12 protein-coding genes are annotated in these 14,339 nt (G+C 55.0%); 9 read left to right on the top strand and 3 right to left on the bottom strand.

Translation table 11 applies throughout. The features are described 5' to 3' along the window. The first annotated feature begins 8 nt into the window (after positions 1-8). From GGR27_RS08365 to yaaA, 8 genes are all read left to right on the top strand, one after another. Entirely contained in the window at positions 9-833 is an 825-nt protein-coding gene (locus tag GGR27_RS08365; protein ID WP_168036965.1) for a glycogen/starch synthase, read from the top strand. A gap of 196 nt (positions 834-1,029) precedes the next feature. After that, entirely contained in the window at positions 1,030-2,454 is a 1,425-nt protein-coding gene (locus GGR27_RS08360; protein ID WP_168036964.1) for a DUF4270 family protein, read from the top strand. A 242-nt stretch (positions 2,455-2,696) separates the two neighbouring features. Then, complete coding sequence (gene glmS, locus GGR27_RS08355; RefSeq protein WP_168036963.1) at positions 2,697-4,535, top strand: glutamine--fructose-6-phosphate transaminase (isomerizing); 1,839 nt, start codon at positions 2,697-2,699, stop codon at positions 4,533-4,535. A gap of 117 nt (positions 4,536-4,652) precedes the next feature. Then, a complete protein-coding gene (locus GGR27_RS08350) occupies positions 4,653-5,360 on the top strand; it encodes a DUF4290 domain-containing protein (RefSeq protein ID WP_168036962.1) in 708 nt (235 codons plus the stop codon). 134 nt (positions 5,361-5,494) lie between these two features. Continuing rightward, complete coding sequence (locus tag GGR27_RS20425) at positions 5,495-7,165, top strand: UvrD-helicase domain-containing protein (RefSeq protein ID WP_168036961.1); 1,671 nt, start codon at positions 5,495-5,497, stop codon at positions 7,163-7,165. Positions 7,166-7,259: 94 nt separating this feature from the next. Continuing rightward, on the top strand, positions 7,260-8,618 hold the full coding sequence (gene rseP, locus GGR27_RS08340; RefSeq protein WP_168036960.1) for an RIP metalloprotease RseP: 1,359 nt from the start codon (positions 7,260-7,262) through the stop codon (positions 8,616-8,618). A gap of 39 nt (positions 8,619-8,657) precedes the next feature. Beyond that, the gene (locus tag GGR27_RS20420; protein ID WP_168036959.1) at positions 8,658-9,167 is read left to right on the top strand and encodes an iron-sulfur cluster co-chaperone HscB C-terminal domain-containing protein; all 510 of its coding nucleotides are present in this window, start codon (positions 8,658-8,660) and stop codon (positions 9,165-9,167) included. Between the two features lie 5 nt (positions 9,168-9,172). Continuing rightward, a complete protein-coding gene (gene yaaA / locus GGR27_RS08330) occupies positions 9,173-9,931 on the top strand; it encodes a peroxide stress protein YaaA (protein WP_168036958.1) in 759 nt (252 codons plus the stop codon). A 6-nt stretch (positions 9,932-9,937) separates the two neighbouring features. Here yaaA and GGR27_RS08325 read toward each other — a convergent pair whose 3' ends face one another. Together GGR27_RS08325 and GGR27_RS08320 are read right to left on the bottom strand one after the other, a co-directional pair. Then, positions 9,938-10,441 carry a hypothetical protein gene (locus GGR27_RS08325; RefSeq protein ID WP_168036957.1) on the bottom strand — a complete coding sequence of 168 codons (504 nt, stop codon included), beginning with the start codon at positions 10,439-10,441 and terminating at the stop codon, positions 9,938-9,940. Positions 10,442-10,772: 331 nt separating this feature from the next. Next, positions 10,773-12,308 (bottom strand): OmpA family protein, encoded by a 1,536-nt coding sequence (locus GGR27_RS08320; protein WP_168036956.1) that lies wholly within the window; start codon positions 12,306-12,308, stop codon positions 10,773-10,775. Between the two features lie 305 nt (positions 12,309-12,613). Here GGR27_RS08320 and GGR27_RS08315 point away from each other — a divergent pair, with 305 nt between their 5' ends. Further along, positions 12,614-13,693, top strand: a complete 1,080-nt coding sequence (locus GGR27_RS08315) for an arginase family protein (RefSeq protein WP_168036955.1) — start codon at positions 12,614-12,616, stop codon at positions 13,691-13,693. A 155-nt stretch (positions 13,694-13,848) separates the two neighbouring features. Here the strand turns inward: GGR27_RS08315 and GGR27_RS08310 are convergent, their stop codons facing one another. Beyond that, entirely contained in the window at positions 13,849-14,337 is a 489-nt protein-coding gene (locus GGR27_RS08310) for a DUF4442 domain-containing protein (protein WP_168036954.1), read from the bottom strand. Positions 14,338-14,339 lie beyond the last annotated feature (2 nt).

The following is a 14,339-nucleotide window of genomic DNA, read 5'->3' as shown; positions in this document are numbered from 1 at the left end:
ACTATAATATGAGTAAGAAAAAGGTACTAGTAGTCACCCAGGAAATGGAACCCTACACGATCGCGAAGGACATTTCCACCACCGTTCGGGGCCTCGCCCCCTACCTCCAGAAAAACCAAATGGAAATCCGCGTTTTGATGCCCCGCTACGGGACGATCAACGAACGCCGCCACCGCCTCCACGAAGTCGTGCGCCTCTCCGGCATGAACATCATCATCGATGATAATGACTACCCGTTGATCATCAAGGTCGCCAGCTTGCAGGACAAAAGCACGCGGATGCAGGTGTATTTCCTGGACAACGAAGATTTTTTCAAGCGCAAGTTCGTCCACAAGGACAAAGCCGGTAAGTACTTCGACGACAACGCCGAACGCGCCGCCTTTTTCTGCAAGGGCGTGATCGAGACCGTCAAGAAATTCGGTTGGCCGCCCGACATCATTGCCTGCCACGGTTGGATGACCGCGCTGATCCCCTTCTACCTGCGGACGGCTTATTCGACCGAGCCTTTGTTTCAGGAAAGCAAAATCGTCTACAGCCTCTATCAGGACGGTGCTGAAGATCACCTGAGCGAAGACTTCGCTATGTTATCCAGCATCAACGCCCTTTCCGAGGAAGATCTCGCTCCGTACATGAACGGCAACAAGCCCGACCTGCACGCCGGCGCGCTCAAGTACGCCGATGCCGTTATCAAGGGCACCGCCGAACTCAACGAGCACAACGCAAAACTCCTCGAAGATTGCGAACTGCCGATGTTGGACATCCAGGGCGAAGACGCCCCCGCCGCCAGCGTTGAATTCTACCACACGCTCCTCGAAGAGGAAGTCGTCGAGTAAAATCGCCCCGGGTTTGGTCAGCCGACCAACCTTAGTGAAATAAGCCCCATCTTTGCGGCGCGTAAGTCCCCTTTCGTTCGTTCGGGAGGGGATTTACTAGTAGAATGGTCTACGTGATTGGTCTGTGATCTAGAGTCTACGGTCCGACCAAAGATTACAGACCACAGACCCTAGACCAGAAACCCCCTCCGGCCAAATGAAACACCTTCTCCTCTTCCTTCCCCTCTGCCTCGTGGTCTTCACCACCTGCACCGACCCCATCACCGTGGGCAGTGACATCCTGGACGGAGACCGCGCCGCAGTGGGTCAGTTAGCGGATTTACCGTTCACGACGCGGGTCGTGCGTGACGACAGTTTGCTAGTTTACCGAGCTAATGGTGGTCCTACCCTCTTCGGGTTTACGGTGGGCCATTCACAGGACCCCATTTTCGGAGAATGGACCTACGGGGTTTCGTTGGTCCCGAGTTTACAGATCAACACGACTACCCGGAAGGCCGTCTTACCGGAATTCGTCACGACGGATGACGTACTCATTGATTCTATCGTGCTCATCTTACCCATCGATACTTTTCAGGGGTTTTATGGGCCGGATACTAATAATTTTTCGGTAAGGCTGCTGCGTTTGGCCAACACACTGTCCGGGGACGTAAATCAGTACACCAGTGATCCAAAGCCGGCGACGGGAGAAAACCTCCTGGAAGGAACAGCCATCTCAGCTACTAGTCGAGCTACCCTGGTTTACGATACAATCTATACCAGGCCCGCCCCCGGAGCGGCAACTTTACCCCACCTGCGGCTAAAGATGAATCAGACCTTTGTGGATGAGATCAACGCGCTCGACTCGTTAGCATTCGCCAACGATACGATATTTCGTTCGGTGTTTGCGGGCGTTTACCTGGAGCCCACAAATGACGCAGATGGCTTCGTCCCCATTCGTCCGCTGCCAAGAAGCGGACAGTCTGAGCGATCCGGATTCTACTTTTTCTATCAAGATCCGGACGATAACGATGACGCCTCCTTTTACCGGGCTCCGCTACGCAGTTGGCGCCCCCATTACGTACGAGATTATACGGGGAGCTTAGCCGAGGAGCTGCTGAACGGTAATGACGACACCGGCACCCTTTTGGTTGGGGGGACGTCGAGTTTAATGACGGAAATTACTTTTCCTAACTTTGCAGCACTAGAGAATGCCCTAATTAACCGAGCGGAGTCCACTTTTTTCAAAAAGACGGTAGCTGGCTATGATTATGGTGAATTTCCAGAACCTCAGGTACTCGTACTTTACTATCGCAATAACTCGGGTAATTTAGTTCGGATACTCGACTGGCGGGGTGTCATAAACCTGAACCAAAATTTACCCACGAGAAACTTCCTGGGAGGTTTTCAGGAAATAGCCGGTGAAGACATTTTCTACCGAAATGGGCTTACCGTGCAATTACAGGGCTTGATCAGGGGCGGATTTTCCGAGCCTAAAATATACCTGCGAGTCAACCCCGCGCCACCTAGGGGGCAAAATTCTCCTCGCGAAACGGATGACCCTTCCCGAATCATTCTGCACAGCGAGCGCGCCGACACTACACCCGCCGTGCTGAACGTAATCTTTACGAACGTAGGCCAGTAAAACTTGTTGATCCGTGATTTGGCGCGGTCGCGGGTGCGAGGCCTTCTTGAATAAGCCCTGTTTATTCGGCATAAGTCCCGGGGCGGCAAGATCACTGAGTAATTCTTGCGTAATTTTCGTATTATTACAGTTTATCAGTCTCTTATAAAATAAATTTTCGGTGGATTCGTTCCAGGCCAAACTACTCCAGGGCCTTGCCGTACCGCATTCGCTCGGAAACTCACCAGTATACAGTATAACCTATGTGTGGAATCGTTGGCTATATCGGCCCCCGGCAGGCAGATGAATTGATCATCAAAGGGCTCGAGCGGCTCGAATACCGCGGCTACGACAGCGCGGGCATCGCCATTCTAAATGGTACCCTCAACGTTTACAAGAAACAGGGCAAGGTAAAAGGCCTCCGTAAACTCATCAGTGATAAGGACACGTCCGGCACCCTCGGCATCGGCCACACCCGTTGGGCTACGCACGGGCCACCGAACGACAGTAACGCCCACCCCCACACCGGTGAAACCGGCCGGATCGCGCTGGTCCACAACGGTATTATTGAGAACTACGCCATCCTTAAAGCGGCCTTGATCAAGGAAGGGCATACGTTCAGCAGTGATACCGACACGGAGGTGCTCGTCCACCTCATTGAAGAAATTCAGAAAGAAGGCAACCTCCGCTTATCCCACGCAGTGCGACTGGCCCTTAACCGCGTCGAAGGTGCCTACGCCATTGCGGTCATCGACCGGGAAGACCCCAACGTTCTCGTGGGCGCCCGTAAAGCCAGTCCCCTGGTGGTCGGTATTGGCGAGGGTGAATTCTTCATCGGTTCCGATGCTTCCCCCTTCCTCGACAGCACCAAACGTGTTGTGTACCTGGAAGACAACCAAGTCGCCACCATCACGCTGGAGCACGGCCTACAGCTAAAAAATACGGATAACGAGGAAATGCCGCCCTTCATTCAGGAGCTCGACATGCAGATCGAGGCGCTGGAAAAGGAAGGCTTCGACCACTTCATGCTCAAGGAAATTTACGAGCAGCCGAAGACGATCAAGGACGCGATGCGGGGCCGGATCAGCTCTAAAGATGGTAAAGTGTGGTTACGGGGCGTAGACGAATACGCCAACCGCTTCGTGCGGGCTGACCGGATCATCATCGTTGCCTGCGGCACGAGTTATCACTCCGCCCTGATTGGAGAGTACTTAATCGAGGAACTCGCTCGAATTAACGTGGAAGTAGAATACGCCAGCGAATTTCGTTACCGGAACCCAATTTTAACCGAGCGGGATATCGTGATCGCCATCAGCCAGAGTGGGGAGACGGCCGATACCATGGCGGCGCTACACCTCGCCAAGGAGCGGGGCGCGCTGATCTACGGAATCGTCAATAGCGTAGGCTCGAGTATCGCCAGGCTGACGGACGCCGGAAGTTACATTCACTGCGGACCGGAAATCGGCGTAGCTAGCACCAAGGCCTTCACCGGCCAGGTTACGGTACTAACCCTGATGGCCCTCAACCTAGCCCATCGCTTATCTACCATCAGCAACACTTACTACCGGACGCTCCTGCGTGAGTTGGAGTTGATCCCCGGAAAGGTAGAAGAAGTACTGAAGCAAAGCGAGCACATCAAGTACATCGCCAGTGAAATCAAAGATCACAATAATGCGCTGTACTTAGGGAGGGGCTATAACTTCCCCGTCGCGTTGGAGGGTGCCCTGAAACTAAAGGAAATCAGCTACGTACACGCCGAAGGCTACCCCGCCGCGGAGATGAAGCACGGGCCGATCGCGCTGATCGACGAAAACATGCCGGTCATCGTCACGGCGACGAACCAGTCGGCTTACGAAAAAATCGTAAGTAACGTGCAGGAAGTGCTGGCGCGCAAAGGGCGAGTCATCGCCGTCGTCAACAACGGAGAAACCGCCATCGCGGAAATTGCCGACCACGTCATTCACATCCCCCCCACGGAGGAGCCCTTCGCGCCGCTACTTGCGGTGATTCCCCTTCAGCTACTCAGCTACCACATTGCCGTGCAGTTGAACAGGAACGTGGACCAGCCAAGAAACCTGGCTAAATCGGTAACGGTGGAATAATTCCCTCCGGGTAGTGGATTACGGCGCGCGGTAACTCACTATTGAGGGTGTTACCCCTTACCTTGCACCCGCGACCGCGCCCACTTCACCCGGGCCTCGCAGCAAAATTGAGCAAATATGGAATGGGATATCGCGTACAGCACCACGCAGGACGAGCTCGTCAACAGCGAATACGGCCGCGGCGTACAAGATTTACTGCGGAAGGCAAACGCCATCGAGGACGATGCGGAACGGCAACGGTACGTTGAACGCGTGGTCGACTTGATGCTGCAAATCCAACCGGAAATCAAGACGCAGGAGAACTACATCGAACGTTTGTGGCGCCACGCCTTTGCGATTGCCGGCGAACATTTGAACGTTGAAATCCCCGAAGGCGTCACCATCATCGAGGAGGAGGTAGCAAAACACCCCGACCCCCTGCCCTACCCCGACCAGAGCCAGTTCCGGATGCGCCACTACGGGCAAAACGTGCAGGCACTTATCAAGGCAGCCGTTACGCTGGAAGACGGGCCGGAAAAGGACGCGGCTACCTACACGGCGGCCTACTACATGAAGGTCGCGCTTGACACCTGGGACCAAGGCAAGTTCGTCAACGAAGACATGATCCGCAAGGATTTGCACGAGATGAGTGGTCAGCAACTAGTACTGGCGCCGGAAATAAAAATCGGTACCCCCGGGCCCAACCAACCCGAGCAAAACATCAACTTACGGAAGCGTAAGAAAAAGAACAAAAACCGTAACAAGTCGCAGAACAACAACCAGCAGAAGCAGCGCTCGAGCTACGGGAACAGTAACAACAAGCGACGGTCCAAGCGAAGGCGGTAAGCGTGCTTAGGCGGTAAGCGTGCTTAGGCGGTAGCACTTTAGGTGGTAGGCGGTAGTACAACATTGTATGCCTACAATATTACGTTACCAACAATTCCACTTATCTTTCCGCTCAGCAGTAGCCGCAGCGCCCCGTGAAATTTACCCCCGAGCAAGAAGAGATCTTTACGTTCGTCCGCGAGGGCGAGGGGCACGGCATCATTGACGCCGTCGCCGGGGCGGGCAAGACGACGACCATCATGGCGTGCGCAAGCTTTGCTCCGAACCCCGCCCGGGTGCTTTTTTGCGCCTTCAACAACAGTATCGCGCGCGAGATTAAGCGTAAGTTCGGGGAGCGGGACATGCAGGCAGTCTCCGTAAAGACGATCCATGCCCTCGGCCTACAACTCTTACGGCAACACCCGGAGTTTGCCCGCCGGCTCGAAATTAAGGAAAACAAGTACGTCAGCATTTACAAGAGTGATGCCCTGCAGGAGAAGCTGGCCCCTCATCAAGCACAACTCACGGAACTAAGTGGCTACGCCGGCGGTGGAGCAAACGGCAAGAAGGCTTTTGCCTCGAAGAACCTAGCGTTCAAGATTCAGCGGCGGCTGCTCGACATTAGCCAGAAGCACCGCTCGTGCCTGAACGGACCCAGCCGTAAGGGTTTCGAACAGCTCATCCGGCACTACGGTATTTTCACCGCGGCCGAGGAGGACAGCGAAACGTTTTCGCGGGAGTTGCCCCATTACTACGAGATGCACCGTATCCTGCTGGAGGCCGGTAGCACCATGGCCGCCGAACGGCACGTGATCGACTTTACGGACATGATTTACCTCCCGTTCATCTGGAAGCTGGAGAGTGCCGTCAAGTACGACTGGATCTTCATCGATGAGTGCCAGGACCTCAGCAAGGCCCAGTTTGCCATCGCGGCGAAGTACGGACAAAAAGGAAGCCGCATCCTGGCGGTCGGTGACCCCCGGCAGTCGATTTACGGGTTTACCGGCGCGGACGCGGAGAGTTTTGACCGGGTAAAGCGCATGACCAAAGCGACGGAGCTACCGCTAACCACTTGTTTCCGATGCCCCAAGGACGTGATCAGCTTGGCGCGGGAGATCCGACCCGACATCACCGGCGCAAAACGCAGAAAGGGCAAGGTCGCACAAATTCTCCCCGACGGATTGATGCGGATAGCCAAACCGGGCGACTTAGTTATTAGTCGGCTCCGCGCGCCACTGTTGCTACTGGCCTTTGAGTTTATCGACCGGGACGTGAAGGTGAAAGTAGCCGCGGACGAGGCGGCAGAATTTCTGGGTGAACTAAAAACGCTCTTCAAGCCCGACGAGCGCCAGGCCGCTATCGCCCGCCGGTTCAAGACCTTCCGGGTGCTGAAGGAACAAGTCTTCGCCCGCAACATGTGGGTTATTCGGCAGGAGAGTGCTCGCATCAAAAATGGGGATGCCCGGGAAAAATATCTCGAAGGGGAAACGGAGTACCTGGAAAAGCGACTCGACTTTCTACAGAAAAAGTACAAACAGTGGAAGAAAAGCTGCCGCACCGTTAAGGCGCTGCTCAAACGAATCGAGGACTACCTCTCGGCGGAATCCGACGCCGTCCGTCTTTCGACCATTCACCGCGCGAAGGGGCTCGAAGAAAAACGCGTATTTATTCTCGACTACGACAAGCTGCCCTACATCCGTCAGCAGCAGCGAGAATGGGAGATGGAACAAGAAGAGAACCTTAGGTACGTGGCCATCACGCGGGCGGAAGAAGCCCTCTACCTCGTGGAATCTCCGAAAAAGAAAGCGGCGGAGCAAGACAAATAGCCGACCGGAGAAATGCACCCGGTACACAACCTTCGATTTGCCCGGTCGTTACCCTAGGGCGATTACCCAAGCGGTGCCCCGCCTAAAATAGCCCATGGATTTACTCATAAAAATCGGCCAGCTCGTTCTCAGTCTGTCGATCCTCATCGTCCTCCACGAATTCGGCCACTTCTTGCCAGCGCGCCTCTTTGGCACGCGGGTGGAAAAGTTCTACCTGTTTTTCGACCCTTATTTCAGTTTATTTAAGAAAAAGATCGGCGAAACGGAGTACGGCATTGGCTGGCTCCCCCTCGGCGGCTACGTTAAGATCAGCGGCATGATCGACGAGAGTTTTGATAAAGAACAGCTCGAACAGGAGCCGCAACCCTGGGAGTTCCGCAGCAAGCCGGCCTGGCAGCGCTTGGTCATCATGCTCGGTGGCGTGACCGTCAACTTCATTCTTGGTTTTCTGCTCTTCGCCATGACGCTCTTCGTGTGGGGTGAGCAGTACTTCCCCAACGAAAACGTCACGGCGGGCATCTACGCGGATTCGCTGGGCCAAGAGATGGGCCTACGGACGGGTGACAAGCTCCTCTTCATCGGCGACCAGAAAGTCGAACGCTTTAATGATCGTATCCTGCTCCGAGACGTAGCCATCAATAACGCGCGCAGCGTCACCGTTAACCGGGACGGAGCGGAACAAAAAATAGAGATCGACAAAAAATGGGCGGACATTCTGACTAGACGGGAGAACAAACGGGCGCGCATTTTTACGGCGCGCATCCCCTTCACGGTTGCGGAAGTCGTCAAGGATAGCCCCGCCAAAAAAGCTGGCTTGGCTACTTTTGACAACGTCGTTAGTGTAAATGGCGTCCCCACCCCCTACTACGACCTGTTCGCCGAAGCCGTTCGGGGACGGAATAGCGAGACGATCGAACTGGGAATAACCACTAAGGACGATAAAACCGTGCGCCAAGTATCCGTCACGACGACGGAGGAAGGTAAGATCGGCGTCCTGGCCGCCCCGGCCGATTATTTCTACGACACCGAGACGATCGAGTACGGGTTCGTTGAATCCTTCCCGGCTGGTTTCCAGCGGGGCGCGCAGTTCGTGAGTGACCAGTTGAATGCCTTCGGGGCTATTTTCCGGGGCGACATCGCCTTTAAAGAGAGCATCGGTGGTTTCGGCAGCATTGCCGGCATGTTTGGCACCACCTGGATTTGGGAGCGCTTTTGGCTAATGACCGCCTCCCTATCGCTCATCCTGGCCATCATGAACTTATTACCCATCCCCGCCCTCGACGGTGGCCACGTGGTGTTCCTCCTCTACGAAGTTATTACCGGCAACAAGCCGAGTGATGCATTTATGGAAAAAGCGACCATGGTAGGTTTCGTACTGGTACTCGCGCTCATTATTACCGCGAACGGCCTTGATTTCTGGTACTGGTTCAAGGGTCTGCTGGGTGGCGGGTGATGCTTTATACAATTTCTTTCTACACAAACTCCGCAATACGTGGCTAATTATTTTGAGTTTTTCGGCCTCCCGCTTTCTCCCAACGTCGACCAGGGTGCCTTGAAGCAAACGTTTTACGGCAACAGCAAGAAGTTTCACCCGGATTTTCATACCCTTAGTGATCAGTCCGTGCAGGATGACGTGCTGGAAAAAAGCACGCTCAACAACCAGGGTTACAAAACGCTCAAGGACGAAGACCTACGCCTCAAGCATTTTTTGGACGTCCACGGCGCACTGGGGCCGGAGGGGACCAACACCGTACCTCAGGACTTCTTGATGGAAATCATGGACGTTAACGAAGCGTTGATGGAGTTAGAGTTTGAAGCCGACCCGCTGGTGCGCCAGAAAGTTACCGGCCTCGTCGATACGTTGGAGCACAGCCTCAAAGCGGAGGTAACGGATCTGCTGGACGGGTACGATCCGGATACCTCTACTCCGGAGCAAGTCGACCGCCTCAAAAACTATTACCTCAAGCGCCGCTACTTACTGCGCTTACGCAAGAAAATATAAGACCAATGCTCCTTCTTCTTTCCCCGGCCAAGACGCTGGATATGCAGCCTACCGCCCGTACGTCAACGCAGCCCCGGCTACTGGCGGAATCGGCGGAACTCGTCGGTCAGTTACGCGGCCACAGCAAGGACAACTTGCGGGATTTGATGAAGATCAGTGAAAAGTTGGCGGACTTAAACCACGGACGGTTCCAGGCTTACAGTGAGCCCTTCACGAGTGAAAACGCCAGCGCCGCGGGCCATGCGTTTCGGGGGGATGTTTACCAAGATTTGGCGTACCACGAGTTTACTGAAAGCCAGAAAACACTGGCCGATCGGCAAATTCGTATCCTCAGTGGCCTGTACGGCGTCCTGCGCCCCAGCGACCTGATGCAGGCCTACCGGCTGGAAATGGGCACGCGCTTAAAGAACCTGAGGGGTAAGAACCTCTACGAGTTTTGGGGCGACAAAATCACTGACTTACTTAACGAAGACTTAACGGAAACAGGTGACGATACCGTGCTGAATCTGGCGAGCCAAGAGTACTTCAAAAGTGTCAATACCGATAAGTTGGCCGGCCGCCTGCTGACCGCGCACTTCAAGGAAGATAGGAAGGGAAAACTCAAAGTAATTGCCTTCAACGCTAAAAAAGCACGTGGTCGGTTGGCGCAACTGATCACGTTGGAGGGGATGACTTCACCGGCCGGGATGCAGGAGCTGGTCGTAAACGATTATATCTACAGCGAAGAATTGAGCTCGGCGGATGACTGGGTCTGGACGAAGTAGTACTAGTTAAGCGGTCTTGATCTTGCGCGTTAGCCGAACTGAGCCGGGAATGCAGGCACCGTAGATACTATCTCCCCACCAGGGGCCGGAAAGGAGCATCCCTGCGTCGTTGAAAGCCGCGCGCAGCTCGTATTCCTTCATGCACCAGGAGAGGTCCTCAGGTTTCTGTGAGCGCAGTATTTTAGTTTCCGTCAGCAGCACCGAGCCGTTCTCTTTTTGGTATCCGCTAAAGGCAATTTCAGCCCAGATGCCTTCGTGGCGGACGAAGGAAGTGCCGCGGACGAAAATCCCGTTCTGCACGATGTCCATCGAGAACTCAAAATCCGGGGCAATGCCACCTTCGTTCTGGTAGAGTTTGCCCACCCAGGAACCCGTCAGGTCTGGCTGCGGGATGATAACAGTAACGTGCGTGGTCGCGGGTGCAGTCAGTTTTGAAGGAGGAGCGGGGGATATCAGATTACTCCCCAGGCCGGACAAACACAGCAGCACACAGAAGAAGAAATTGATCACGCGGGAGGATACTTGAGGGGGTGGAACGTAAAGATAATCCGTAAAAAGATGCGTTTTGTTTCACCCAGGGGCCACGGATGTCAGCTACCCGGCGTCTAGGTGGTGTATTGAATTGATTTCAGAGCGATTAATAATTTAGAATGCCCGGTTTGCTAAGTAGCGGATCGGGCAATTCCTTTTCTCCGTCGGCCCGATCAGCACTGCTCCATTCCGGAAAGCCCCACTTCTACGACCGCGCCAATCCTTTATCTACCCCCTGCCGAGTTACAGAAAAGCCCTTCGATCGCACGATCGAAGGGCTTTTCGTAAATAACCTGTTTGGTACCGAGGCCTAGTAACCGCGGCCGCCGGTAGTGCCCGCGGGGGCGGCATCTTCGTTTTCACCGGTAGCGGTGAGGAACTCGACGCGGCGGTTCACGACCGTTTGGTTGACGGGAACGAGCGGATCGTTCTCCCCACGGAACTGCAGGACCAAGCGACTACGGTCAATGTTGTGCTGGTTGACGAGGTGATTGACTACGCTTTCCGCGCGGCGGTAGGAAAGGCGCTGGTTGACTTCCGGCGTACCCACTTTGTCGGTGTAACCACGGACGACGATGCGCATGCCCGGGTTACCCTGCAGGACGCGCGCTACGCTGGAAAGCGTACCGTAATCAGCGTACTTGACCGTGGACTGGTTGAGGGGGAAGTAAATGATCGGTAGATACATCTGACCGGCATTGGTTTCTACCGTCGTGGTCGATGGACCATTCGTGGCCTGCATGCGGGCGATCGAGGCGTCGATCATGGACTGGATACGATCTTCCGTAATTGGCTTATCGATTCGGTCGGTTACTACGCCATTCGCGTCGACAACCTCACCCTCGCGGGGGGGGAAGAAAGGCTCGAGGTCCTTGTAGTCGGCAACACCGTCACCGTCGGAGTCGAGCACGCGGCCCTTGGTGTCTACGGAAGCGCCCATGGGGGTATTAGCTTCCTGATCGATCGCATCGACTACGCCGTCGCCGTCAGCGTCGTTCGTTGCGGCGCTCACCTTCCCGTCGAGGTCCATAATGTCTCTCTTCACGCCATTGAAGGGATTCTCCCAGTAACGGGGCTCCATTTGGGTAGCGGAATTACCGATGTTGACGTTAAGGTTCAGTGAGACTGCGTTGAGGATATCCCGGTATTCACCGATTGCGTAGCCGTCGAGCTGGTCAGCACGCTTGCCGAGGGGGACGAGTGCTTGGTACTCTAACCCAACGTTAAAGCGGGGGCTAACGCGGAGAGCAACACCGGCACCACCGGCAAAGTGACCGCCCGTCTCCCTTTCTATTTTACCATTCCGCTCGCTTTCGAGCGCGTTGTCCTCGTCAAAATTGACCTGGCCATCAGCTAGGAAAGCCGTTTTGAAGGTGTTGGCTCCGGCACCGGCCATGATGTAAAAGTTAGTCTTACGAATGCCACCTTCGTATTTGAGGTTGTTTAGTGAAGCCACGGCGAAGACCGTTCCACTCGCCCAACGGTTCTCAAAGCGACGGTTTCCCAGGGCACCGGTTTCGTTGTCACCGCTGGTTGCTGCGTATAGAGCGTCCAAACGAACGGAGAAGATGTGATCCAGGGCTTTGCGGGCGTGGATACCTACGCCAAAGCTTCCGGTTTCGTCGACGTCTCCGGCGAGGAAGGTGTACGTGGGCCGGACGCCGAATTCGAACATGGAGCCGGTTTTTTTACCGTTCATCATCGCCTCGTCCGCAAGGTCTTCGATGGTCATATCGGTCGCCTCCATGGCGGAATCGTCCGTAGCGGGTACGGGTGTGCCCTGAGCTTGAAGGGAGAAGCTAAGCGGCAGGAGGGCCGCAAAGCCAATTATGGGTAGAAGTTTCATAAGTAGTAGTGTAAATAACGTTATGGGTAATCTCGAATAGTTAGCAGCGTGTGGACAAATACATTGCCCGCAAGGTTAGTCAAGGCCCGAACTACCGAGGGTGATCGCTGACGGTACTAATATCGTGCCCACCACCATCAAAATGACCAGAAATAGAAAATTTTGGTCGAAAGGGGAAGGCAGACGGAGACGGAAACGAAAATTACGCATCTTACGTACGTGCGTCCGCGATTATTTGCGAGATAGTAACAAAAATTTGGGGCGCGACCGGGCGCGTTGTCTACCTTGGCGGCAACGATTTTCCTATGTACGAGAACTGGCTAAAACCCGCCCCGCCACCGGATGAAACCTTGCCAACCTACAGCTTTGGACGGCACCTGCAACAGCACGCCCGCCAGTGCCCCGTTGGGCTAATTGGGCTGAACGAACAGGTAGCCAATAAGGTGAGGACGTTCCTCAACCGAACAGTTTGGGATTTTGACGGTCTGCCGATCGCGGACCTGGGTAACCTCCGCAAAACAACGACGGAGTTTGCCATCCCGTTGCTCAGGGAACTGCATGCGTCTGGTATAACCCCCATTCTAATCGGAGGTTCGCCGAAGTATTTTGCGAGCCAGTACCTGTCTTTCAACGAGTTGAATCGGCAGGTAAGTCTATTGAATATCGACAGCCAAGTCGAGCTGAGTAATAGCGGCGAGGACGGAAAAGTACTCGACCCGGCCATTCACCGTAAGGGCCGCAAAGCGTTCCACCTTACGCACATCGGCAGCCAGCAGCACTTGGTCGACCCCGCCATCTGGAAGCTTTTCGACGCCAACAGCTACGAAGCGATCAGGCTCGGTCTGGCGCGAAAGGACATTGCCGACCTGGAACCCCAGATCCGCGACGCCGACATTGCTAGCCTCAACATCCGGGCACTCCACCACAACGACGCCCCCGCCCGCAAAGCCACGCAGCCCAGTGGTTTCGACCTCCAGGAAACCTGCCAAATGGCGTACTACGCCGGTAACAGCGACAAGCTGAACAGCTTCGGCGTCTACGGACTGAACACTAAAGACACGGACCAAAAGAACATCGACCTGACGGCGGCGAGCTACGCCCAGCTGATTTGGTATTTTCTCCAGGGGTTCTCCCGCCGCGCCGGTGACTTTCCAATTACTACGGAGCGGATGATGGAATACGTTGTCGAAATGGACGATACCACCAAACTGACCTTTCTGCGCTCCCCCACCACGAACCGCTGGTGGTGCGAAATCCCCCTGGCGCAGTTTCACGGGGATGCACGGCACCGATTGATCGCCTGTTCTTATCAAGATTACCTAACCACTAGCTCGGAGCAGGTTTTGCCGGACCGATTGGTGGCGGCTTTTCGGCGGTATGCGTGAGGGTGGTTTGGTGGTCTAAAGACCTTGGTCTGTAGTGTCTGGTTTTTGGTCTGTAGTCTTCGGTGTACCGTGTTTTGACCACGGACTTTAGACTACAGACCAGCGACTAATCACGGAGATCAAGAAGGCTATTGCCTTTTCATTCACTCCCCTCGTTACTTCTTCTTCTTAGTCGTCCACGCCGGCACGACGGTGATGACGGCCGGGATTTCCCCGTCTTCGTCACGGATGTCGACTTCAATGGTCACTTCTCCCTTTGGCTCCGTACGGATTAGCTCCAGCTGTTCTTCGCTGAGCCGGGCGATGGCGCGGATGGCACCCTTTGACCGGCGAACGAACTGGGCGTTGAGGCTCTTGACGAGCGGCAGGCGATCCGGCGGTAAGTTCATGGCCATCATGGTAACGGCGACGGATTCGGCGAGCGTCATCATGGCCCCGGCGTGAACCTGGCCGAGGTGGTTCCGCACTTCGGGTTCGTTGGGAACGTGCGCGATCCACTCGTTGTGGTCGACCTGTTCGTAGTGGACTTTTGCCGTCGCAACGAAGGGGACGGCCATTTGAAAGGCTTGGTTAGTAGCCTTATTCTGTACATCTTTGGGTAGTTGAGCAATCTGGGCGAGGGCGCCGGCGATAATGTTTGCCATGG

It is taken from the genome of Neolewinella antarctica, assembly GCF_011927835.1.
In the GTDB taxonomy this organism is placed as follows: Bacteria; Bacteroidota; Bacteroidia; order Chitinophagales; family Saprospiraceae; genus Neolewinella; species Neolewinella antarctica.
Note: the sequence above shows the minus strand (reverse complement) of the source record. Positions and strands in the feature narration are given on the sequence as shown.